Source organism: Daejeonella sp. (genome assembly GCF_030684675.1).
Classification (GTDB): Bacteria; Bacteroidota; Bacteroidia; order Sphingobacteriales; family Sphingobacteriaceae; genus Daejeonella.
The window spans coordinates 130,654-155,723 of the sequence record NZ_JAUXXZ010000081.1; the positions used below are offsets into that span (position 1 = coordinate 130,654).

The 25,070-nt window shown below is 39.7% G+C and carries 20 protein-coding genes; 6 read left to right on the top strand and 14 right to left on the bottom strand.

From position 1 onward, the window contains the following. Window positions 1-42: 42 nt before the first annotated feature. Window positions 43-3,324, bottom strand: coding sequence for a SusC/RagA family TonB-linked outer membrane protein (locus Q8M41_RS17675; protein WP_305366631.1), 3,282 nt, complete (start codon window positions 3,322-3,324; stop codon window positions 43-45). A gap of 155 nt (window positions 3,325-3,479) precedes the next feature. Here Q8M41_RS17675 and Q8M41_RS17680 point away from each other — a divergent pair, with 155 nt between their 5' ends. From Q8M41_RS17680 to Q8M41_RS17690, 3 genes are all read left to right on the top strand, one after another. Continuing rightward, a complete protein-coding gene (locus Q8M41_RS17680; RefSeq protein WP_305366632.1) occupies window positions 3,480-4,187 on the top strand; it encodes a FadR/GntR family transcriptional regulator in 708 nt (235 codons plus the stop codon). A 135-nt stretch (window positions 4,188-4,322) separates the two neighbouring features. Beyond that, window positions 4,323-4,820, top strand: coding sequence for a RidA family protein (locus tag Q8M41_RS17685; RefSeq protein WP_305366633.1), 498 nt, complete (start codon window positions 4,323-4,325; stop codon window positions 4,818-4,820). Between the two features lie 34 nt (window positions 4,821-4,854). Beyond that, a complete protein-coding gene (locus tag Q8M41_RS17690; RefSeq protein ID WP_305366634.1) occupies window positions 4,855-5,409 on the top strand; it encodes a RidA family protein in 555 nt (184 codons plus the stop codon). Between the two features lie 91 nt (window positions 5,410-5,500). On the opposite strand, the gene Q8M41_RS17695 is transcribed toward Q8M41_RS17690, so the two are convergent. From Q8M41_RS17695 to Q8M41_RS17725, 7 genes are all read right to left on the bottom strand, one after another. Beyond that, window positions 5,501-6,439, bottom strand: coding sequence for a sugar phosphate isomerase/epimerase (locus Q8M41_RS17695; RefSeq protein WP_305366635.1), 939 nt, complete (start codon window positions 6,437-6,439; stop codon window positions 5,501-5,503). A 246-nt stretch (window positions 6,440-6,685) separates the two neighbouring features. Continuing rightward, a complete protein-coding gene (eno, locus tag Q8M41_RS17700; RefSeq protein ID WP_305366636.1) occupies window positions 6,686-7,990 on the bottom strand; it encodes a phosphopyruvate hydratase in 1,305 nt (434 codons plus the stop codon). 65 nt (window positions 7,991-8,055) lie between these two features. Then, on the bottom strand, window positions 8,056-9,030 hold the full coding sequence (locus Q8M41_RS17705; RefSeq protein ID WP_305366637.1) for a phosphotransferase family protein: 975 nt from the start codon (window positions 9,028-9,030) through the stop codon (window positions 8,056-8,058). A 53-nt stretch (window positions 9,031-9,083) separates the two neighbouring features. Next, the gene (locus Q8M41_RS17710; protein WP_305366638.1) at window positions 9,084-10,739 is read right to left on the bottom strand and encodes a sodium/sugar symporter; all 1,656 of its coding nucleotides are present in this window, start codon (window positions 10,737-10,739) and stop codon (window positions 9,084-9,086) included. Window positions 10,740-11,462: 723 nt separating this feature from the next. Further along, entirely contained in the window at window positions 11,463-12,482 is a 1,020-nt protein-coding gene (locus Q8M41_RS17715) for an asparaginase (RefSeq protein ID WP_305366639.1), read from the bottom strand. Window positions 12,483-12,572: 90 nt separating this feature from the next. After that, window positions 12,573-13,340 (bottom strand): TatD family hydrolase, encoded by a 768-nt coding sequence (locus Q8M41_RS17720; RefSeq protein ID WP_305366640.1) that lies wholly within the window; start codon window positions 13,338-13,340, stop codon window positions 12,573-12,575. Between the two features lie 49 nt (window positions 13,341-13,389). Further along, window positions 13,390-14,790 carry a pseudouridine synthase gene (locus tag Q8M41_RS17725; RefSeq protein WP_305366641.1) on the bottom strand — a complete coding sequence of 467 codons (1,401 nt, stop codon included), beginning with the start codon at window positions 14,788-14,790 and terminating at the stop codon, window positions 13,390-13,392. Between the two features lie 219 nt (window positions 14,791-15,009). Between Q8M41_RS17725 and Q8M41_RS17730 the strand changes: the two genes are divergently transcribed. Further along, window positions 15,010-15,834 carry a lytic transglycosylase domain-containing protein gene (locus Q8M41_RS17730; protein WP_305366642.1) on the top strand — a complete coding sequence of 275 codons (825 nt, stop codon included), beginning with the start codon at window positions 15,010-15,012 and terminating at the stop codon, window positions 15,832-15,834. On the opposite strand, the gene Q8M41_RS17735 is transcribed toward Q8M41_RS17730, so the two are convergent. The 3 genes from Q8M41_RS17735 to Q8M41_RS17745 all read right to left on the bottom strand — a co-directional run bounded on the left by Q8M41_RS17735 (window position 15,749) and on the right by Q8M41_RS17745 (window position 16,558). After that, the gene (locus Q8M41_RS17735; RefSeq protein WP_305366643.1) at window positions 15,749-16,000 is read right to left on the bottom strand and encodes a transposase; all 252 of its coding nucleotides are present in this window, start codon (window positions 15,998-16,000) and stop codon (window positions 15,749-15,751) included. The genes Q8M41_RS17730 and Q8M41_RS17735 overlap by 86 nt on opposite strands. 10 nt (window positions 16,001-16,010) lie before the next feature. Continuing rightward, window positions 16,011-16,262, bottom strand: a complete 252-nt coding sequence (locus tag Q8M41_RS17740; RefSeq protein WP_305366644.1) for a hypothetical protein — start codon at window positions 16,260-16,262, stop codon at window positions 16,011-16,013. A 62-nt stretch (window positions 16,263-16,324) separates the two neighbouring features. Further along, window positions 16,325-16,558 carry a hypothetical protein gene (locus Q8M41_RS17745; RefSeq protein ID WP_305366645.1) on the bottom strand — a complete coding sequence of 78 codons (234 nt, stop codon included), beginning with the start codon at window positions 16,556-16,558 and terminating at the stop codon, window positions 16,325-16,327. Window positions 16,559-16,933: 375 nt separating this feature from the next. Between Q8M41_RS17745 and Q8M41_RS17750 the strand changes: the two genes are divergently transcribed. Beyond that, window positions 16,934-17,632 carry a ComF family protein gene (locus Q8M41_RS17750; RefSeq protein WP_305366646.1) on the top strand — a complete coding sequence of 233 codons (699 nt, stop codon included), beginning with the start codon at window positions 16,934-16,936 and terminating at the stop codon, window positions 17,630-17,632. Window positions 17,633-17,757: 125 nt separating this feature from the next. Here Q8M41_RS17750 and Q8M41_RS17755 read toward each other — a convergent pair whose 3' ends face one another. The 3 genes from Q8M41_RS17755 to Q8M41_RS17765 form a co-directional block, all read right to left on the bottom strand. Next, a complete protein-coding gene (locus tag Q8M41_RS17755) occupies window positions 17,758-20,889 on the bottom strand; it encodes a PAS domain S-box protein (protein WP_305366647.1) in 3,132 nt (1,043 codons plus the stop codon). Window positions 20,890-20,914: 25 nt separating this feature from the next. Beyond that, a complete protein-coding gene (gene glyA, locus Q8M41_RS17760) occupies window positions 20,915-22,186 on the bottom strand; it encodes a serine hydroxymethyltransferase (protein ID WP_305366648.1) in 1,272 nt (423 codons plus the stop codon). Window positions 22,187-22,248: 62 nt separating this feature from the next. After that, window positions 22,249-23,010 carry a ScpA family protein gene (locus Q8M41_RS17765; protein ID WP_305366649.1) on the bottom strand — a complete coding sequence of 254 codons (762 nt, stop codon included), beginning with the start codon at window positions 23,008-23,010 and terminating at the stop codon, window positions 22,249-22,251. A 107-nt stretch (window positions 23,011-23,117) separates the two neighbouring features. On the opposite strand from Q8M41_RS17765, the gene dxs reads away from it, so the two are divergent. Further along, on the top strand, window positions 23,118-25,046 hold the full coding sequence (gene dxs, locus Q8M41_RS17770) for a 1-deoxy-D-xylulose-5-phosphate synthase (RefSeq protein ID WP_305366650.1): 1,929 nt from the start codon (window positions 23,118-23,120) through the stop codon (window positions 25,044-25,046). Window positions 25,047-25,070: the final 24 nt, after the last annotated feature.

Here is a 25,070-nt window from a genome sequence, read left to right on the forward strand (position 1 = left end):
TGATGAGGTTGGGAATCCCAATTTTACATTCATCATTCTTTGTTAAAATGTTAGCTGAGCTCCAAAAATCAAAGTCCGGGGTAAAGGATACCCTCCCGATCCTCCAATACCGATACTTCCTGACTCAGGAGAGTATAAAGTCGACTGACTGAAATAGGTTAGGTTTTGTCCTGAAATGGATAAATTAATGTTCTGACTTTTAATTTTATTTGCCCATTTAGATGGGAGTGAATAGGTTATATTAACCTCTCTTAATGCCAGGTAATCTCCCTTTTTATAGAACATACTGGATTCTCTGAATGTATTATTTTTATATAACTGATCAGCCCAGTAATAGGTTGGGAAAGTAGCATTTGTATTCTCGGGAGTGTAAGTATCAAACACATCGTCTGTCGTATTAAATGTTCCCTGTGCATTACTCAAAAACCATGATCTCGGTCCATCGTATTGAACAAATCCCAATGCATAATCAAACCTGGAATATAAAGAAAGGCTTTTCCATTTGAGGTTTGCTCCAAAACCACCGATCCATTTGGGTACAGTACTTCCCATCCTAACCCTGTCAAAAGAGTTGATAGTTCCGTCACCATTAACATCCTGCCATTTTACATCTCCCAAAGCGATTGGAAAAACAGTTGCTTTCTGTGTTGTGGTCATTCCACTATAAATGCCCGGGCCAACTAAAACTTTAGCACCCAAAAGGTCTCTTCTGTTTGCGTCCTGATCCAGGTCAGCCTGCGTTCTGTAAAGATTCTGAGCAACGTAAGCATAAGCAACATTCGGATCCTGACCTTGTTGAGTTCCTCCCACAAATATCAATTGTCCACTTTTCGGATCATAAACTTCAAACCCACCGATACGGTTATTTAGCAATCCATTTTCTGGCAGCTTTAACACCTTATTGGTATTGTAAGCCATGTTTGCGGAAAAATTAATGTTCAAGTCGCGTTTGCGCAGAACATTATAATTCAGATCAACTTCAACACCTCTGTTTTGCATACTACCATTATTTGTAGTTAATGAGGTAAAACCAGAAGTTGCTGGCAATGTGAAGCTTGAAATCTTATCTGTTGTTTTACGATCATAGTAAGCAACAGAAAAATCAAGTCTGTCCAATAAGCGCGACTCTAATCCAATTTCATATGTCGCAGAACGCTCCCATAACAGATTAGGAAAAGGTAAACCGCCTGCTAAATACCCTATGCTTCCATTGTATTTATTGGTCGAGTAAGACCCCTGCAGGCCATATTGACTTATACCACTTACATTTCCATTCTCTCCGTAACTAGCTCTTAATTTTAAGGAATTTACCACATTGCTAAAGGATTTAAAAAAATTTTCCTTGTGAATATTCCATCCGGCAGAAATACCTGGGAAATTACCCCATCGGTTGTTCAGTAATTTCGAGTATCCATCACGGCGGAAGGTCAGTGTTAAAAGGTATTTTTCATCAAAATCGTAATTTGCACGGCTAAAAAATGATAAAATACTCTCTCTATTATGGTAAGAATCAATTGCACGTCTGTCCTTATCCGAGTTTGTTAAAGCAAGATCCATGAAATCATCTGAAGGAGAACCTGAACCTGAAGCCGAAAGACCCTTAGCATAGCTATCAAAGAATTCTGATCCTGCCATTAGGTCAAAATGGTGTTTGTCAGATAATTTAGCCCTGTAGTTTAAGACACCATTATAGGTTTGATTGAGGCTACGTCCGAAGGAAGCGCTGCTTGAGCGGGTAACATTTATGTTTCCCGGACTGTTCAGGTAATCCCTGTTATAAGATTCAAAATGACCTTCATCATAGTACCAGTTTCCACTCGCTCTGAAACTCAGGTTGGGAAGAAAATCAACTTTAAAAGCTTGTGATAAAGTGAACTTATTACTGTTATTTCTTCTGATCAATTTAGCATCATTCACAGCAGGATTACCATCTGAAATATCCCTTCCTATTAACAAATCGCCCTTTTCATTTACACCTCTCATCGTTGGAGGAGCTCCTAAAGCACGGGTTAAATAGTTTCCTTCTCCAGAAGTAGCAGGATCCCGCCATTTTGCATCCGCAAAGTTCAAACTTGAGATTGATGTTAGCCATGGCTTTACTTTATATTCACCATTAAACACAAAAGTTAGTCTTTTATAAAAGGTATTGATTGGCATTCCTGCTTCATCATAAGCACCTAATCCTGCATAATAACTTCCCTTTTCATTTCCGCCTGTCATAGACACATTGTAATCTTGTGTTATGGCCTGATCACGCAAAGCAAAATCTTTATAACTGAAATTATTAAAGATCAACTCTCTACCAGTAATCGGATCAGTCATAGTCTCCCAGCCATCTTGTAATTTTACTCTGTTTACATCATCCAGAAACATTGTGCTCCACACAGCTGTACCTGTTTTATTTCCATCTAAAAAATTACCGCTTGCATCTTTAAATAAGTTTCCAGTACCAAAAGGACCAGTCGACGTCAATTGCGTTAATCTGCTTGGCTCGTATAAACCGGAAGTTTGAATGGCCTTCCTTGACCAATAGAGGTAATCTCTGGCATTTAAAAAGTTGAATGGAATATTTAATTTATTGACGCCAGTTTTACTCTTAAAAGAGATATTCGAAACACCTTCCTTACCCTTTTTAGTAGTAATTAAAATGACCCCGTTATTGGCTCTGGCACCATAAATAGCGGTTGCAGATGCATCTTTCAAAACTTCAATAGATTCGATATCATCTTGATTTATATCACTAAAGCCACCACGTAGCAAACCATCAACTATAACCAATGGCGAACCACCTCCACCGTAAGTAGTTCCTCCACGTAATACAATGTTAGGAACCGCTCCCGGTCTACCGGAAGTTTGCTGAACCCTTAATCCCGGAATAGTCCCTGCCAGAGCGGAAGCTGGATTTGAACGAATGCCAGTCTCCAGAATCTTAGGATCCAATTTTGAAACCGATCCGGTAATAGTCGATCTTTTTTGGGTTCCATATCCCAAAATAACTATTTCGTCCAATTGAGATACGTCCATTCTTAATGATACATTTATAATTTCAGAAGTGCCTATCCGGATCTCCTGAATTAAATATCCGACGAATCTAAACACAAGGATATCGTTTGTTGAAGCCTCAACAGAGTACTCTCCTTCTGCATTAGTTTGGGAAAGGGCAGATTTACCCTTTACCTGGATAGTAACACCTGGTAATGGGAGCTTATCATCTTCAGAAATGACGCGACCTGTGATTCTACCGGTTTGAGCCTGTGCCACAGTAAACAGCAATAACGCAATTACCGAAAACAAGCACCTTAGTAAGGTATTTTTTGATTTCATAATTCTTTAAATTAATTTGTATTATGTATGACATAATACAAATATGTTTTTTTTATTTTATATTTCCAAATACTAGGGGAAATTATTTTGAGGAGCTGGAATATGAATACCGTTTTAAAAATCGATCTCGTTTAATTACTTTGCAACCGAAAAGAATGAAAAAAATAAATACAGATAATAAGCTTCAAAAAATAGATACCACCTCATTGGTTGACCGGGTTGAGAAGAGCATTATTGAATTTTTGACAGGGAAGAACCTGAAAGTTGGCGACTCAATTCCAAAAGAACTTGAGCTATCTGCTGCTCTTGGAGTGAGCCGCACCGTCATAAGAGAGGCATTGTCGCGTTTACGAATGATCGGCTTACTTGAATCCAAAAAGAAAAAAGGATCCGTTATCACCAGCCCGGATCTGATATCGATACTTAGTAAAAGTATGGATCCAAGGCTTCTGGATGATGAAACCTTAAAAGAAATTTTTGAAATGCGACTATCTCTTGAGATAGGAATGGCTGATTTCGTTGTAGAGCGTGCTACCGATGATGATATTAAGGAATTACGTCAGATTGTAGCCAATGACCCTCCCCGATCTTTTGATACCATGTTTTTAATTGAAGAAGAGATCAAATTTCATGGAAAACTATATGAAATTACGAGAAATGAAACATTGAAAAAATTTCAGAAACTCTTGCTCCCGGTATTTAATTATGTCCACCTTAGCGGGCTACTCAAGAAACCAATGATTAATAAAAGATATGCTTCACATAAAGAACTGGTAGATGTTATTGAAACCAGGGATGCTGAAGCTTTCAGAAATGCGATGCGCAACCATCTTGAAAATCATTTCTCAAGATTATTTGGGTGATTTTAGGCAATTGTTGCTTCATTAATGGTTTTTAGCACTCAGGCATAGTGAATATATCAAAAAATCACATGAAATAACTAACTCCTTGTTAAAATTACCTGCAATTATTTATATTTAAGTTTACAACAGGTAACAATGAAACGAAGGGAAATACTAAAAGGCTTAACAATTTTGCCACTAGCTGGAGTAGCAGGTGGTGCCATTGCCAATCAGACACTTGAGGAAAAATCAGAATCTGTAAAGCTAGCAGCCGAAGAATGGCTTCCAAAGAAAGAATTGATTAAAACACCTGCAGGCTCCTGCCTTCGTTCAGGGCACTTATTGTTCATCGGTGGAATTGGTGGCTGGTATGCAAACCAAAGAGCTGAACCGGGAGATATTCAGGTGCAGATCCGCAGTGTTCTGACAACCATGAAGGGGATTCTGGAAGGTGCCGGATCATCCATGGCCAACGTGCTGAAGATACAGATGACTGTAGCCGAGCCAAACAAAAACATGGCAAAGCTTAATGAGGCTTATGCTGAGTTTTTCCCTGAAAATCCACCTGTACGTTCATACAGCGGGTCTAAAACGAGTCAGATGGGCAGGGAAGGGATCCTTTGTCAGGTGGCCTGTATCGCTTATGTTGATTAATTAAACGCATTTAAAATTTTAATAAAATAATATTATGGATCGCAGAAAGGTTCTAAAAAGTCTGAGTCTTCTTCCTTTAGCAGGTGCAGCAGCAGCTATTCCTACAGAAGTCAATGCTCAAAACAAAAAACAAAAGGGACAATGGACACCCAAAAAAGAGGTAATCCGGCGGAGTAACAGCGGAGGCAATACAAATCCTACAGTTGCTGCCCCGGCAGCAGGCGGAGCCCCAAGACCGGGAGGAGTATTATCGGGATGTATCCGTTCAGGGCATCTCTTATTCCTCTCAGGAATCGGAGGCTGGTATGCTGAAAGACGTAAAGAGCCGGGAGATATTCAGGTGCAAATACGCAGCGCATTAGACACCATGAAAGAAGTACTTGAAGGTGCAGGATCGTCAATGGCTAATGTGCTCAAAGTACACATGACTGTCGCAGAGCCAAATAAAAATATTGCTACCCTTAACGAAGCTTACCGTGGATATTTTCCAGATCCTGCACCGGTACGTTCATACACAGGATGCGGAACTGATCTGATGGGAAGGGACGGGATTCTTGTACAAATTGATTGTATTGCTTACGTAGATTAAAAAGGGCATAAAAAAGGGCAGGATGCAAATGCATCCTGCCCTTTTTTATTTATTTGGCAACCCATCCTTGTTGTTTTATACAAGTACCAACCTATACCCCTGCCTTTTGAAGAACTTCCAATGTTTTTCTGAGTCCGGCTTCTGCCACCATCATTAGATCTTCCTTCCAATACTCCGGATTATACATCTCTAATGAAATACATCCTTTATACCCGGTTCCCTTCAAATCTTTGAAGATTTGCGGCAAAGGCAAAATTCCATCTCCGGGATAAACCCTGTGCGAATCATTAAGTTGATCCAATGGCGGAGCTGCAGGAGCATCATTAAACTGGAAAATAGCGATCATATCACCTCTGAGTAATTTAATACCCTCAAAACCACCTTCGCTGATATACATGTGGTAAACATCAGGAATGACCATCGCTTTGGGATGATTGGCATCCAGGGCAATACCTACTGCCTGTCCCATAGTTTTAACAGGAAAATATTTAACAAAGACCAATGCCGGATTCAATTTATAGTCATTGATCCCCATTTCAATAATATCCCGGTAGCGATCAGCGGCCCATTTTTGATTATAATTTACGCCAATGGTATTGGGTATGGTCTGTATATGCTGAGCACCAATATCGGCAGCCATCCGCATCCGGTTACGGGTATCTGTTAATGACTTATCCCATAATTCCTTAGTGGGTGGTAAGGCATTCCAAAGTCCGATTACGCTCGGTACGAATAAACCATTATCCTTTATTTCTTTACCAAGATCTTTCAGGTTACCGCCATCTGCCTCAAACTTTTGCAATTCGCCATCCCATGGTTCAATAGCATCATAACCGGCTTTGGCCGCAATCCTGACCTTCTCTTTTAAAGATGCAGGCCTAATGGTAGCTGTATCGAGGCAAACCGGCCATGGACTCTTCCCTTTCTGGTACCTTTTCTCCTTATTTTGAAGACCCGCAACTGCAATGCCCGGTATCGAACCAGCCGCGATACCGGCTGCTCCCAGAGTAATGAATTTTCTACGTTCCATAGGTTAGGATTAAAATATTTCTGAAGGCAAACCTTATATTAATATGAATTCGACATATAAATAAAGACAATCAATATTTAACCACATAGTTTAATTAATACTATGATTTAAATTACACACAGTCTGTAACTACAACAGATTGAAGCGAAGCTTCAGGAAAATGTGGCTTTAAAGAAAAGCAGCAGCTATTAATCTATGTTTCTATGTGGTTTTTTAAAATTGTATCGTGTTCAGGTTAAATTAAATTTAATATAAGCCAAAAGATTTAAAAACAGAACTTCCTGCATAATTACTCCCTATCTCTTCATTGATTCTTAGCAGTTGATTATACTTGGCTAATCTCGAAGATCCGGCTACTGAGCCAATCTTGATCTGCCCGCCGTTTAATCCAACGGCAAGGTCCGCCAGAGTAGCATCTTCGGTTTCACCCGAACGGGCCGAGACCACTGTACTGAAACCCCCATTCTTTGCCATCCTGAGTGTATTTACAGTCTCGGTTAATGTTCCGATCTGATTCATTTTCACCAGGATCGAATTTCCGGCTTTCAGGTCAAAGCCTTTCTGCAATCGGACTTTATTTGTAGTAAAGAGATCATCGCCAATCAACTGAACATTTTTGCCTAATCGTTGTGTTAGAACCTGCCATCCCTCCCAGTCATTTTCAGCCAGGCCATCTTCAATTGATATAACCGGATGCTCCCTGGTCCACTTCTCAAGCATATCAATCATTTGCTCAGAACTAAGGGAACGGTCTTCAGAATGCAGATGATACATTCCTGTAGCTTCATCGTAGAAATGAGATGAAGCCACATCCAGTGCTATCGCAACATCAGTACGTGGTTTATAACCACAAGCATGAAATACTTCTCCCAAAACCTCCAGAGCAGCTTCATTTGAAGGTAAAGCAGGCCCGAAACCGCCTTCATCAGCAAGCAAATAGGCATTATATCCCTTTTTTATCAGTATTTCCCTTGTTTTCCAGTACACATTATAGATCATTTCGAGTGCATCCGGATAGTTTTTGGGCGATACAGGTATGATCAGAAAATCCTGCAAATCAATATTCTTACCGGCATGCAATCCTCCACTGATGATATTTACCATTGGAACAGGCATTGATACCGCATCTCCTGCAGGAAGGTATTTCTTAGCGAGGTATCTGAATAAGGGTTCTGATGCTTCATTCGCAGCCGCATGAATACAGGCAAAAGAAGCACCGAGAATTGCATTCGCGCCCAGCCTGGATTTTTCGGGAGTCCCATCCAGCTCAATCATTAAATTATCAAGATGGTCCTGGTCTTCAATATCCTTACCAATCAATGCATTTCTGATTTCCTTATTTACATTCGCTACAGCTTTGCTCACCCCTTTACCCCGATGCCTGTTGCCCCCATCACGTAGTTCCAATGCCTCAAATTGACCGGTAGAGGCACCTGAAGGAACCATCATTCTTCCCATTTTACCTGATTCCAGAAATACATCAACTTCAACGGTTGGGTTACCGCGGGAATCGAAAATTTCTCTGGCTTTTAAATCTTTTATTTTTGACATGACATATTAAAATTAAGGGAATAAACGTGTGTATTCCGGAGGTAAAAATATCAAAAGAAACGATTTCAGAACTGCTTTTTGATTGCATCGAACACATTGAAGCCAGAATCTGCTCCTCTGATCCAGTCAATGGCCGTAGTACGGATAATTTGCTTTAACGTTTCATCCTGAATATAATTTACAGGTGATTTTCCATCCATCCGGGCAAGCAGCATCAAACCAAGATGCGGTAGCAAATTACTGACCTGGCCCTTATAATTTGTAATGAAAACGTTAATCAGTTCAAGTATCTGAGCAGGTTTTTTTAAATGCCAGGCTTTTAGCATCAGGTGACCCAGACAATAAGCAAGATCAAATACCGGATTTCCCCAATGCGCCACTTCGTAATCGATCAAAACAATACGCCCGCTCTTTTCAACAAGCATATTCTTTGGAGAGAAATCTCCATGAACCAGACAGGTCTTTTGTTCAGTCAGTTCTTCTATCAAAGCATTGATTTCAGCCGAAAGCTCAGGATATTTATTGATTAAGAAACGGTGGAAGGGATCAATCCGGAGCTGAATGAAATATTTCTGATCGCTGAATCCTGCCTTCACCTGCTCATCAATTTTATGGCTCTGGCTATGAATCAGACTAAGAATATCGGCGGCACTTTTCGCAGTATCAGCATTGAAGACCCCATCCATCAGGCATTCCTTCCAGGTCTGAACACCTTCTTCGGCACAGGTCATCATATAGATGTGGTTGACATAATCAACATGCAGGATCTTAGGGATATTGGAATCAGGAATGACCAGCTCCAGTTGCTTCATCACCTCATGCTCGCGATGGATTCGCTCCACATCCGAAAACCAGTCTGCCTTTACATCAAGTTTTTCAAGGGCCTGTTTGATTACCCAGCGATCATTATTGACACTGATCTTCCAAACCCGGCATGAAACCCCTCCGGAGAGATGCTCTACCCGGGCATCATCATCCCCATTTATAAGCCCTTCCTGATTGAGATATGTAATTACTTCTTCCTTTGAATCAAGTATCATGTCTAATTGTATGCTAATTCGCTAAAATAGTCCAGAATTGATTTAACCGGATTCTACCAGTAAATACCATACAATGCTGCAATTATCCCGATTATGAATAATGCTCCAACTGCAAATCCCGGAGTTGTACGGAACATGCTGTTATCCACTTTCAAAGCATTCGGAATAACGCCATTTCTGTTTTCATAGATGCTAATCAGGTACATAACCAGCACACAAATAATAAAAACAAATCCCATTCGGTCTATGAATGGAATCTCATAAACCCCTGCTGCATTTGCAACCGAAAATCCTGTAGAATTCAGGAATTGCAGATCCACGTAGTCGGGCATGAATTTAAAAAGTATTGAGAGTAGAAAGCCGCCAATGGTTGCAAATAAGGCCGCATTGGAGGTAGCCTTTTTCCAGAAAAACCCGAGCAGGAACATCGCCAGAATTCCCGGAGAGACAAAACCTGTATACTCCTGAATGTACTGGAAACCTCCTTTTTTATCAATGCCCAAATAAGGTGCGATAACCACAGCCATGATCATGGAAATCACAATAACCCAGCGCCCAACTTCTACCTGCCTTTTTTCATCCGCAACCGGATTTAATACCTTTTTATAAATATCGAGTGTAAAGATAGTTGCAATACTATTGGCCTTACCGGCGAGTGAAGCTACCACAGCAGCAGTAAGTGCTGCAAAAGCAAGACCCTTTAATCCTACAGGCAATAAATTCAAAAGTACAGGATAAGCCCGGTCGGCCATAACCTCTCCGTTCAGCATCATTTCATCTCTGAAAACATTCTCTTTAAATAAAACATAAGCTGCAATGCCCGGAAGAACCACGATTACCGGCATTAATAGTTTCAGGAAAGCTGCAAAAAGAATTCCGCTGCGGGCCGTTTGAAGATCCGCACCCAATGCTCTCTGGGTAATGTATTGATTACAGCCCCAATAATTCAGATTGACGATCCACATCCCGCCAACAAGCACTGCAAGTCCGGGAAGGTCAATAAAATAAGGATCGTCCTTTTCAAAGATCATCTGAAAATGATCTCCCGAATTTTTAGTCAGTAGATTGAAGCCGTTGACCGGCCCCTCTGAGCCAAAATGCTGAGCCACCATATCCAATGCAAGATAAGTGGTTACCAAACCGCCCAGCACCAGGAACACTACCTGGATTACATCGGTATAACCGATCACATTCATCCCCCCAAGGGTAATAACAATGGCAAACAATGCCAGTCCGACCATACACACAGCAAAATCAAGTCCTGAGATGCTGCTTATTGCCAATGCACCCAGAAAGAGTATGGAAGTTAAGTTGACCACTACATATAATAAAAGCCAAAAAACGGCCATAATCATCGCAACAGTCTCATTATACCTCGTTTTGAGAAACTGCGGCATGGTATAAATCTTATTCTTGAGATAGATCGGGATAAAAAATACCGCAACTACGAGGAGGGTAACTGCTGCAAGCCATTCATAGGCAGCGATGGCGAGCCCCATGGTAAAGCCCGAGCCACTCATTCCGATAAATTGTTCGGCAGAAATATTTGATGCGATCAGCGAGGCACCAATAGCCCACCAGGTTAAGGAGTCTTTGGCAAGGAAATAATCCTTGGAGTCTTCATGCTTCTTTCGCTTGTACACATACCATCCATATGTACTAACTATAATAAAATAAATAAAGAATACTATATAGTCTGGTGTTTGCATACTCTTAACAGATTGATTAAATAAACCTATTAAAAATTTTGCAATTATTTATCGCAACAAGAAGCTATGCACTTCAAATTGAAAGCTTACAGTCAAAAGTTTGGAATGAGGATAGCTAAATTTAATTTCTGATGAGATAAATCAAAAACCTAAATGCTATAGATAATCAATATTTCTAAATTGTAACACTTATTAGACAAAGACGTACAACTGTGATAGAACATAAAACCAATTAATAAACAGCAAATATTTTTAATTAATTGCGGTAGTCTTAATGAGAGTCTACGTTTAAATGTTCAGATTAATTCTGATCTGAAATCTGATTAAAAAACTATTATCAATTAAAAATGTAAACTCATGGTTATGAATCGAATAACTTTTTTTATTTTATTGATAATTCCTTCATTTCTTGTAGGCATTCTAATTGCTTATCTAGATGAAATTTTTGGAGACAAATATTTCAAGCTAGTGATAAGTCTTTGGATAATTGTCTATATACCGGTTCTAATTATTCTCAGAATGAGAAGTTTGGGCTTTACCTTAAAAGAAGGTTTTAAAGCTATGGTCCCATTTTTGGGTTCTAATCTTAGAAATAGAATCTGGTTTGGAAAATAAATGATTGAGGATAATGAGTCTGGCTTATTATCCTCAATTTGCCATGTATTTGAATAGCTTACCCCTCGAAAACACGAGCTTTATTTCACATAAAAATTTTGTATAATTCTAGTAAACTGTGAGTTCACCTCTCAGATCAGTTTCAAGATATTCTGCGATCTTCTTATTGCTCTTAAAATTACCCCGTAGATACATCAGTTTGGTTACTGCAGCTTCAAAGGTCATATCGTACCCGCTGACTACCCCCATTTCCCTGAGTTCCCGGCTGGTTTCATATCGTCCAAGTTCCACAGTACCAACCTTACACTGGGAAATATTCAAAATAAGCTTGCCACCCATAATTGCTTCGCGCAAGAGATCCAGAAACCATTTTTGAGTGGATGTATTCCCAGATCCGAAAGTCTCCATAATTACCGCCTTACACTCTGCTGAAAGGGCCGACTTTACAATTGCCGGACTAATTCCAGGGTATAATTTCAATATTCCAATCGCACTATCCAGCTTTGTATGAAATTTTACAGGTTCGGAATTCGGTTTCAGAATATAGTTTCTATTGAACTTCAGATAAACACCGGCTTCAGCAAGTATCGGGTAGTTTGGCGATCTGAATGCTTCGAATTTCTCGGAATTGTACTTGAATGCACGGTTACCTCTGAATAATTTATAATCAAAGTAGATACAAACCTCGGGTACCATGGCTTTGCCTTTTCTTTTTTCTGCTGCGATCTCCAAAGCAGTAATCAGGTTTTCTTTCGCATCGGTACGTATTCCGTTTACGGGTAGCTGCGATCCTGTAAAAATTACAGGCTTGTCCAGATTCTCGATCATGAAACTCAAAGCTGAGGCAGTATAAGCCATCGTATCTGAACCGTGCAGGATGACAAAACCATCATACTGATCATAATCTCTTTGAATGCGCAATGCCAGCTCCTTATAGATCTCCGGACTCATATTGGATGAATCAATCAAAGGATCAAATGAGTGTACTGTAAACTGATACTTAAGCCTTTTTAGTTCGGGCACATGATCAGTGATCTGCTCAAAATTAAAGGGAACCAATACTCCGGATTTCGGATCATTGATCATACCGATCGTACCTCCGGTATAAATTATCAGAACATTGGTCATTGTGTAATTAATTGGTTATTGGATTGTAAAGATAGAAAAAGAAGGTAAATGAAATCATTTCCTGAATTGAGTTTGGTTAATATCAAATGCCTAAACGCCAAAGACCTTTTCAGAATTAAGGGTAGTTATTCTGGCAACTTCTTCAATAGGAATCTGCATCAGATCTGCAAGCTTCTGTGCCACATAAACCAGGTAACTGCTTTCATTTTGTTTTCCGCGGAATGGAACAGGTGTTAGGTATGGCGAATCAGTCTCAAGAACAAGGTGCTCTAATGAAATATCCTGTACAACTTTATCCAAACCTGAATTTTTATAGGTCAGCACTCCACCAATACCAAGATAAAATCCGAGGCTGATTACTTTTTCTGCCTGATCAGCATCCCCGGTAAAACAATGGAAGATACCCCTGAGTTTATCATCCTTTAATTCATCCAGAATTTCAAAGATCTCATCAAATGCTTCCCGGCAATGGATCACGATGGGCAGACTCATTTGCTTAGCCCAGCCAATCTGAGTGCGAAAGGCTTCCTGTTGTATGTTTAAAGTAGATTTATCCCAGTAAAGATCAATACCGATCTCGCCAATAGCATAAATTTTTCTGATGTTTGCTTCTTTATAGATATGTGCTAACTCCTCTTTGAAATCTTCTTTCACATCACAGGGATGCAAACCCAGCATAGGAAAACAATGCTGCGGATATTTCTCTGCCAGCCCAAAAACCAATGGTATTGATTTGGAATCAACATTGGGCAAAAAGAGTCGGCTAACCTGATTATCCAGACTTCTTTTCATCAGCTCTGTCAGTTTTGCAGGATCTGTTTCGTAATATAAATGGGTATGGGTATCCGTCAGAATCATTCTGCAAATTAACAAAAAAGCCTTCGGGTAATCCCAAAGGCTTTAAATCTTATTTAATCAGGTGTTTAAGCTGAATGATCTCTTTTTCTTCCAGATATCTCCAGCGACCTCTTGGAAGGTCCTTTTTAGTCAGCTGAGAATAGACTACACGGTCAAGTTTGACTACTTCATAACCAAGACTCTCAAAAATCCGCCTGACCACCCTGTTTTTTCCACTATGGATTTGAATCCCAACCTCTTTTTTACTCCCTCCCGCAACATAACTAACCTGATCAGGCTTAATTACACCATCTTCAAGCTCAACTCCAAATTGGATTTTATTCAAATCACCCTGAGATAAACTTTTGTTCAATTCAACCTGGTATAGTTTTGTAATATTATTTCGGGGGTGGGATAATTTCTCTGCGAGATCACCATCATTGGTCATCAGCAATAAACCCGTTGTATTTCTGTCAAGACGCCCTACCGGATAGATTCGCTCACGCGAAGCTTTCTCAACCAGACTCATAACCGTTTTACGTTCCTGAGGATCGTCAGTGGTAGTGATATAATCTTTCGGTTTATTCAGTAAAACATAAACCATTTTCTCTCTTTTCAGGTTCTCTCCGTTGTAACGGATTAAATCCTTAGCAGGATCAACTTTATATCCGAGCTCAGTTACCGGAACACCATTCACAGAAACCACTCCTGCTGCAATCAATTCATCGGCTTTTCTTCTCGAACAAATACCTGCATTGGCAATAAAACGATTCAAACGGATTAGTCCGTCATCTTTTACTGCTACAGGCTTTTTACTTCGCTTATTTCCTAAATGCTCTTCTGAACTCCATTTTCTGTCATCAGATCTGTATTTAGGACGATCGAATTCGGAAGATTCACTGGGCTGACGTGATTTGAACGGCTTATCATTGAATCTTTTTACAGGTGCATTTTTGTCAGAATATTTATTATCACGGGACTGGAACGGTTTCCTTTCGGTGTCCTTAGATCCTGAAAAGGGTTTTCTATCTCCTTGAGGTTTTTCAGAAAACGACCTTTTGCCACTTTCGCTTCTATCTGAATAAGGTCTTTTTTCTGTTTGAGATCTGTCAGAATAAGGTTTTCTGTCTCCTGTTTGTGGCCTGCCTCCATGTGGTTTTTTATCACCGAATGGTTTCCTTTCTGGACGATCAGAAGCTGAACGGCGATCATCAGAACGTCCGAAACTCTTTGGACTTCTCTTTTCTGAGGAGAAGCTGGAACCTGATTTATCATCAGAACTTCTGAAACTGCTTTTAAATGGTTTCTTTGGATCGTCTGAGAATAACTTCTTCTTGGTGTTGCTGGTACTTTCCTGACGGTCTGATTTGTAAGAGTTACTTTTCGAACCAGAACCTGAAGCCGGTTTTGTAGTTCGCTTAGACTTTTCGGATTTGTCGTCGCGACTGTTCCTTTTATTTTTGAATGGCATGATACGCTTTTTATCTCCTTAAAAGAGAACCACAAATGTAAGCAAAAATACGGAAACAGAGCTGATTTAATATTGAAAATCAGATCCTAAACTCCATCAGAAAATTACTTCAAAAACAGCTCCATCACAGGGCCGATTTCATAACTATTTGATAATTAGATATATATTTTATACCTTTGTAAAAAATATCCTTATTTGGAACTAAAAAGAGAGGTAAAAATGATAAAGAAACACTTGATAACGTGTTCTGTGATGTTGGGCTTGCTGTTAACTGCCAAGATGTTTATTTATAGTACTCCTGCAACTTTTGATAATTATTTAAAAACGATTCAGGGGGCTCAAAACGACGAATTTTCAATCGAACCCTATTTCAATACACTGAGTTTCGCTAATGAAACTCTACCATTGGGAGATCAGCGCATCAAGCTGAAAATGAATGCTATTTTAAGCGCTCATTCTTACGAGGCATTACAGACTTCAAAACTTCACAGGCAGGCAGAAAAATGGTTCCCGATCATTGAACCTATATTGAAGCAATACGGAATTCCTGCTGATTTTAAATATGTGCCTTTGGTTGAAAGCGGACTTCAGGGTGGAACCTCACCTAAAGGGGCATCAGGTTACTGGCAATTTATGCCACAAACTGCGCGGGATTTTGGACTTAAAGTAACCACTGAGCTTGATGAAAGGCAAAATATTCGTAAATCGAGTATTGCTGCTGCAAAATACATCAAATCTTTATATCGTGAGTTTAATAGCTGGACACTGGCTGCTGCTGCCTATAATATTGGTGAGGGCAGTCTTAAACGTCAGATGCATAAACAAAGCCAGGACAACTACTATAAAATGAAGTTGAACAGAGAAACAGCTTCTTATGTTTATAAGCTAATCTCAATGAAAGAGATTATCGAAAACCCCACCCGTTACGGATACAACAACAGGGCAAGCAGGCTTTTAGTTAATGCGAATGCAGAAAGTAAATCACTTTTTGATGCCAATACCGGAAGAAATAATACTTCTTACCCGCAAATCTTAAAGAACTAACCATAATAAACCAATCAGAGAGGGCCGGATTTCTCCCAGTCATGGTCGGAAGAAATTCCGGCCATTTTTTATGTTTTAAAAAGCGAAAGAATACTTCTATATCCCACCTTCGTCTGTACGCTTGTGCAATTTCTCCTGCAGAGCGGTCAAAGTCATTAGTTAGCAACCAATATTCTTTACCTTGCTTTGCTTTCTACGACAACAAGGCGGAAGTGACTCTCTACGAGTTCTTCTCTATAATGCTTATTGCCGCGTTTGTTATTAATGAGGATGCCCGTATATAATTGCACCTTGCAATCCCTGATAAGTCTAGATTCCCCCATATCAAGGTCTTGTCCTTCAGCCATGAATGATTCCAGTTCAACAAACTTCCTGTTTTCCTTTGCCCGGCAGATGAAGGCTACACGCTCCATGGTAAAAGCTTTCATTGTCCTGGTTGATTGCAGCCCCCTATCCAATAAATAGATGTTTTGGCGACCGGTTTCTTTTTTCACATGTCCATTACAACCTCTAGCAGCGCGTTATCTTCGTTGCCATACTTTGGGCTGGTGAACACATTGGAATGACAGGGTAGGATGCCGTCAAAAGCAATGCTGTATTTGACCGCCTTCTTGCCGCTTTTGTTATCGATCCTGGTGGTCTGCGACAAATTTGCAATCAATGCCTCGGGAATGAAACCTAGAAGCTGTTTTACTTTAATGTTATGATCTTTGAAAATTGCCATATCTTATTGATTATCAGCTATTAAGATAGTAAATCAATATAACAAAAACAAACTTAAAACACTGATAATCAGATATTTATAATAATAAATCAATACCTGTAAAAAAGAAAAAGTCGGAAGAATAATCTTCCGACCATGACTGGTTTTATCCGACCCTTTTCTGTTTAGAAATCGAAATCACCTGGGTGATTAGAAAGTTGATTTCGTCAGTCGCAATAATTGGAGCATTAGAAAATGAGCAACCCGATAGCCTTTGGTTTTAACAAACAACCAAAAAGAATAATCTGTCAATATGACAATGTCCATTTTTACCGTTTCCTAAACAATTAGATACACCACCTCTCTTTCAATACATATGTCTCATATCTTCATCTCATGAAGATGTTTCTGGCTTATTTCAACGATCTTTTTTGTCTGTTCTTTCCAGATCTTTGTGCAGCATGTGGGCGAAATCTGTTCAGAAATGAAAAAATAATCTGCACTAATTGTATCTATCATCTTCCTCGTACAAATTTTCATATTGATACTCAAAACAAGATGGCAAGGCAATTATGGGGCAGGTTTAACTTCGAACAGGCTATAGCCTTTGTTTATTTTCAGAAGGGAAACAGGGTTCAGAACTTAATGCATCAGTTGAAATACAATAAAAAACCAGAAGTGGGAATCAGAATGGGTGAACTCTACGCCTGGCAATTAATCAGGTCTGAAGGTTGGATGAACGCAGATCTGATCATACCAATACCTTTGCACCCGGTAAGACTGAAAAAAAGAGGCTATAACCAAAGTGAGGAAATATCCAAAGGCTTGGCTTTAGTTCTAAAACTTCCTGTAAGTACACAACATTTGGTTCGGATAGAGAACACCGAATCACAAACCAAAAAATCAAGATTTGCCAGATATGAAAATCTGAAAGATGCCTTTATCATCAAAAACACCTCTGAACTGATTCAGAAACACATTATCCTTGTGGACGACGTAATGACCACCGGGGCTACTATGGAAGCTTGCAGTGTAGAATTGCTGAAAATAGACGGAATAAAGGTCAGTATTTGCACGCTGGCTTATGCTGAGTGAAAATAATCTGATCAAAAATTGAAAATTACTGAAACCTATAAAACCCCGCTCCGTAGAAGTATGCGAGAGCGTTAATTTAGATTGAAAAAGCTGATTGCCACAGGCGTCAGCTTTTTCTGTTATAACTAAGATTTAACACTGAGATATGGTCTGATTTTATTGTACAGATCATTAGGTACAAATGGTTTGATTACAAATCCATCCATGCCGCATTCTGTAATGGTTTCGAGTTCGTGAGCAAAAAGAGATGCAGTTAAAGCGATGATAGGTACCTCAGCATAATATCCACGAAGTCTTCTTATGGCTCTGGAAGACTCCATACCATCCATTACAGGCATATGGAGATCCATCAGGATTAAATCATACTTTTTATCCTGCACTTTTTCAAAGGCAACCTTTCCGTTTTCTGCAAAGTCAACACTCACGCCCCATTTAGTTATTACTTTACTGGCAAGTAGACGATTGATTTCATTGTCATCGACCACCAAAACGAGTCCGGTTAATTTTTGTAAGGGAGTCTTATTGTCAACACTGACAGCCGACGTTGTTGAGCGGTCAAACTGAATAATGAAGCTGAATGCTGAGCCCTTACCCAACTCGCTTTTTACACTTATTTCCGAATTATGAAGTTCTATGAGACTCTTTGTTATCGCTAAACCAAGTCCGGTACCTCCATATTTTCTAGTAGTATCTGTGCTGGCCTGAGTATAAGAATTGAAAATATCATCAATCTTATCAGCAGGTATTCCAATACCAGTATCCGATACTTCAAAACGCACCTTTACAAATTTCTTATTTTCGTCAACGAGATCGAGCTTTAGTTTTACCTCTCCCTTTTCCGTAAATTTAACAGCATTGCCCAATAAATTGATTAGAATCTGGTATAAGCGGGTATTATCTCCTATAACATTCGCAGGAATACGATGGTCAATTTCTGATTTCAATGCCACATGCTTTTCTGCAGTCTTGAATTGAAGAGAATTCAGGGTTTGGGCAACTAGCTCTTTCAGATTTACATTAACGCCCTCAAGAACCATGTTTCCGGTCTCTATTTTTGTAAAATCCAAAACGTCATTAATCAGATTAAGCAGATTCTGGGCAGAAAATCCTAAAATCTTCAGATTCTCAGTTTGTGATTCTGTAGGATTATCATCCATTAGAATATATGACATACCGATTACTGCATTCAAAGGAGTTCTGATTTCATGACTCATCACAGAAAGGAATGTTTCCTTTGCCTTGCTAAGCTGCAAGGCTTCTTCGCGGGTTTTGATCAGTTCCTTTTCAGCGAGCTTTCTTTCTGAGATATCATTAATAATCTCAACCTGCTGGTCAAGACTTCCATCCTTATTAAATGTTGGTGTATTTGAAATGGATAGCCAGATTTGAGCTCCATCCTTTTTATAACTAAGCAATTCAATATTTGAAGGTTTGCAATCTGTAGCCTGCTGCCTTGCCTTCTTCAGCAATTCCATGTCAGTGCCTTCACCTGCCAAAAGATCTCCCGGACGGGTGTTCTGAAACTCCTCAAGGGTATAACCCGTTAAATCCTTTAGCGACTGGTTTATCCATTTGATCTTACCGTCACTGCCACTGATAGCAACACCATTAATAGTTTTGCTGGCAACAAGTGAAAGCAATGTGAGCTGTTCTTCAGCAAATTTACGTTCTGTAATATCATTGATGATCTCTACCTGCCGCTCTATCTCACCATTCTCATTAAGTATTGGTGTGGTAACTGCATTGACCCATATTGCGGAACGGTCTTTTTTATAAATCAGCAGGTCAATATTATATGGTTTTTTAGCCTTTATTGCCATTTCCGCAATTTCAAGTGACTGCGGTGAGGTGCCCTCACCGATAACAATATCACTAAAACGCCTTCCTTCAATTTCACTAAACTTATACCCAAGCATATTTTCGAGTGCAGCATTAACCCAGGTAACTCTGCCTTTACCATCCCTGATTGCAATACCGCTTGCCGACTTACTGGCGACCATCGATAAAATTTCAAGTTCCAGTTCAGATTTTTTTCTAGCAGTAATATCAATAATCACCTCTACTTCTTTGTCGATATTCCCATCCCTATCCAGAATGACCGAATTCAGAATTGACAACCATATTGGAGTGCCATCCTTTCTGTATGCAAGCAGATCAACTGAAAAAGATTGTTTATTTTTTGTTAACTCACGGGCATTAAGAATTACTTCTGTGTCAGTTTCCTTCCCTTTTAATACGTCGCCAAGTTTGCGCCCTTTCAGATCATCGAGACTATATCCTGTAATTTCTTTTGAAGCTTCATTTGCCCAGATTACATTACTATTATTATCACTAATGATCACGCCATTGTTCACCTTATTCGCGACAAGGGATAATTGCTCGAGTTCTTCGACCATTTTCTTCTTATCGCTGATATCACGCCCATTCGCGAACCATTTTGCGTTCCTGACAGCAATAGACCAGCCCATCCATTTGGTTGTGCCATCCTTTAATTTGATCCTGCCCTCAAGTTCAAAACTTTTTTGCCCGCTTCCCAAACCCTTCTCGAGTTGAGGAACCATTTCCAATATATCAGCTTCATAAAAGAATTCCCAAATTGATCGCCCAATAACTTCCTCTAATGTATAGCCTAGCAATCGCTCAACTATATTGTTCATTAGCTCAATGGTTCCATTACGATCTAAAATACAATGCAGTTCGGCCGAACTGTTGAACATAGTACTGATATCCTCGTACTTCTGAATCAGATCATTTAATATCCTATTTTGACGTTTTACTTCAAGATGAGTCATGACCTGATCTGCAAGGATCTTCAATGCCCCCTTTTGCTGTTCATCAAGGCCACCTGGTACCACATCCATTACACACAATGAACCCAGAGCATATCCCTCTGGATTTATTATTGGGACACCGGCATAAAATCTGAGCTTTGCTCCGCCTGTAACACATTTCAAACCTAAAGTCCTGATATCTTCCAGGGTATCATTAATCTCGAGAATCTCTGATCCTTTGATAGCAAACTGACAAATAGAATCCTCAACAGAAGACCGCTCACTACTAAATCCTACCTGTGATTTAATGAACTGGTACTCTCCATCCAGAAAGCTGATAGTAGCAATTGACTTTTTACTTAAATATGATGCTAAACGCGTAATGGAATCAAATTCACTTTCAGGTAATGAACCCAAAACCTGGTATTCATAAAGTGCCTTCAATCTGAGATCTTCGAAATCTTTCCCCGCAACGCTATCAGACATAATTATTCTGTATGAATTAATTTAATTATTGATACAATGGATGTTTACCCATCATCTCATTAACCTTCTTACGAACCTTTTTTGCATTGGATTCGCTATCCGGATTTGAGATCACCTCATCAATGAGTTCAACGATTTTTTCCATATGTTTTTCTTTTAATCCTCTGGTACTGACAGCAGCAGTACCAACACGAATACCAGAAGTTACGAATGGGGATTTATCGTCAAAAGGAACCATATTTTTGTTAACAGTTATTGCAGCCTCACCAAGAGCATTTTCAGCATCTCTGCCGGTTATATTCTTATTTCGCAGATCAATCAACATCATGTGATTATCTGTCCCGCCCGAAATAAGCTGGTAACCCCGATTCACAAGGGCAGCTGCCATTGCTTCGGCATTTTTCTTTACCTGAATGATATACTTCATGTAACCCTCACTCAAAGCTTCCCCAAATGCAATTGCTTTTGCAGCGATGATATGCTCCAAAGGCCCACCTTGTGTGCCCGGGAATACTGCCATATCTAAAACAGAAGACATCATCCTCAATTCACCTTTTGGAGTTTTAATTCCCATCGGGTTTTCAAAATCCTGTCCCATCATGATCATTCCCCCTCTCGGACCTCTGAGAGTTTTATGAGTGGTTGTTGTTACTACATGACAATGAGGAAGTGGATCGTTTAATAAACCACGGGCAATCAGGCCAGATGGATGAGAAATATCAGCCATAACCAAAGCTCCAATCTGATCAGCAACTGATCTGATAAACTTATAATCCCAATCGCGGGAATAGGCAGAAGCGCCACAAATAATAACTTTTGGTTTTTCTTTTAAAGCCACTTGCTCCAGTTTCTTATAATCGATGAGGCCGGACTCACGATCAACACCATAAAAATGCGGTTTATATAATTTACCTGAAAAATTGACTGGTGAACCGTGAGTAAGGTGGCCCCCATGGGAAAGATCAAATCCTAAAATTTTATCACCCGCATTAAGCAAACCTAAAAGGACAGCCGCATTTGCCTGCGCACCAGAGTGCGGCTGAACATTAACCCAACTTGCATTAAATAATTCCTTAGCCCGTTCAATTGCTATATTTTCAACCTCATCAACAACTTCACATCCACCATAATACCTTTTGCCCGGTAAACCTTCAGCATATTTATTGGTAAGTGCTGAGCCCGCAGCTTCCATAACCTGCTTGCTTACAAAATTTTCTGACGCTATTAACTCTAGACCGGTTTCCTGACGCTCTTGCTCCTCATCAATCAGGCTGAAAATAAGTTTATCTCTCTTCATGGATGTATAATGGTGTTTGTTTGAACTATTAAATTTTAAGAATTATAAAGCAAAAATACAAATTAAGAATTGATTGAACCGATTTTAGCTTCAATCCAGAAATTATTAAATCCAATTCCTGTTTGTATTGAGATCAGATCCTGTTGCAGCATTTCGAGCAATGCCATAAAATTGTAAACAAAATGAACTTTATTTTCAGAATTTGTGACAAGATCCCTGAAATCAAGTCGCTTATTTATAGCCAGAAGCCTGTCAATAGCCTTTTTCTGTGACTCAATATTATAGGGGTATTGTTCAACAATATGCTCCTGTTTATTATCACGCTGCAAACTTCGCTGAAGAACTTTATTAAAAGTCATCATAAGCTTATACAGGTCGAATGACTCCAATTCCTCTCCTGGGTCAGCAGTCAATGCCATTTGCAAAACATCATGATTGATATTACCCCGCCTTTCCTGCATAAAACGCTCATTTTCGAGCAATTTGAACTGTTCGGCAAGCTGTTTAAACTTCTTGTACTCAATTAGTTTCTGTATTAGATCACGTTTTAGATCTATTTCATTACCCTCATCATCAAGATCCGGCCTGGGTAAAAGCATTTTTGCCTTTATCCGCATCAAAGTAGCTGCCACAAAAATAAATTCGCTTGCCACCTCAATGTTCAATGAGTTCATATGATGAAGGTAGTCGAGAAAATCATCGGTGATTTTGGCTATCGGAACATCCTGAATATCCAGCTCATCCCTTTCGATAAAGAACAAAAGCAAATCAAATGGCCCCTCAAATTGGGGTAGTCTGATCTCGAAAGCGTCATTTACATTCATAATTCAATCAAATGTAACGAGAGTAACATAATATACATGTCTATACAAAAAAATAAAAATGTTTAACAAATACATTATTTTTGCATGAAAATAATTATAAACCCTAAATGGAAGTTAAGGCGGGCGAATTTCTGGAACAGATCAATTACCCTTCGGATTTAAAAAAATTTAAAGAAGAAGATCTTGAACGTATCTGCTCAGAATTAAGACAGTTTATTGTTGATACCGTCTCAGTAAATGGCGGACATTTTGGATCCAGTTTAGGTGTTGTTGAATTAACAGTAGCCTTACATTATGTGCTAAATACGCCATACGACCAGCTTGTATGGGATGTAGGCCATCAGGCCTATGGCCATAAAATCCTGACCGGCCGCAGGACAGATTTCCATACAAACCGAATCTACAAAGGCCTGAGTGGTTTTCCAAAAAGATCTGAAAGTGAGTACGATACATTTGGGGTAGGTCACTCCTCTACTTCCATTTCAGCTGCCTTAGGTATGGCAGTTGCCTCGAACTACAAAGGCGAAACTGATAGACAGCATGTTGCTGTGATTGGGGATGGTGCAATGACCGGGGGACTGGCATTCGAGGCTCTGAATCATGGAGGTATTGAAAATTCAAATATTCTTGTAATCCTGAATGATAACTGCATGTCGATTGACCCGAATGTAGGCGCATTAAAAGAATACCTGACTGATATAACTACATCAAAGTCATACAACCGTTTCCGGGATGACATTTCGAATGTTCTGTCAAAAATCTCAGAGCTTGGCCCGAATGCTCATGAGGTTGTTAAAAAAATAGAGAAAACCATAAAAGGCGGATTATTAAAGAAGAGCAATTTCTTTGAAGCGCTCAAGTTCAGATATTTCGGACCAATTGACGGACATGATGTTAAACACCTTGCCAAGGTTTTAAACGACCTTAAACATATACCAGGTCCAAAGTTATTACATTGTGTAACCGTTAAGGGCAAAGGGTATTCCCTGGCAGAAAAAGATCAGACCAAATGGCATTCGCCTGGATTATTCGATAAGATTACCGGAGAAATACAAAAAACTGCGAGCGAAAAACCTGCCGCTCCAAAATATCAGGATGTCTTTGGCCATACTCTTGTTGAACTTGCACAGTTGAATTCAAAGATAATGGGAATAACTCCTGCCATGCCTTCGGGTTCATCAATGAATATTATGATGAAGGCTATGCCAGATCGTGCATTTGATGTAGGTATAGCTGAGCAGCATGCCGTAACCTTCTCGGCCGGCCTTGCAACCAGAGGAATGGTTCCATTCTGCAATATCTACTCAACATTCATGCAAAGAGCCTATGATCAGGTTATTCATGACGTGGCTCTGCAAAAACTGAATGTGGTTTTTTGCCTCGATCGTGCCGGATTTGCAGGTTCAGACGGACCAACGCATCATGGCGCTTATGATCTTGCTTACATGCGTTGCATACCGAACATGATCGTTTCTGCACCGATGAATGAAGAGGAGTTAAGAAACCTGATGTATACTGCACAACAGGAAAATATGGGACCATTCAGTATCCGTTACCCAAGAGGAAACGGGGTAATGCCTGAATGGAGACGCCCCCTTAAAACCATTGAAGTTGGTAAAGGCAGAATTATCTGTGAAGGTGAAGATGTCGCAATTTTAAGTATAGGACATATCGGAAACGAAGCTGTAAAAGCCTGCTATGAGCTCAATGCAGAAGGAATTCATCCGGCCCATTATGATCTGCGTTTTGCAAAACCTCTTGATCAGGAACTTCTTCATCAGATATTTAAAAAATTTAAATATGTCATCACGGTTGAAGATGGTTGTATCCAGGGTGGAATGGGAAGTGCGGTGCTGGAGTTTATGGCTGATAATAATTATTCCTGCAACGTTGTTCGCCTTGGTATTCCCGATAAGGTTATCGAGCACGGAGAACAGCCTGAGCTTTGGGCGGAATGTGGCTTCGATGCACGTGGAATTGTGACGACTGTTAATAAATTCGCCGTAAGCAGGGCTACTAAGACTATCGCATCCTGATATTCGCCTGGCAATGTTCCAGGC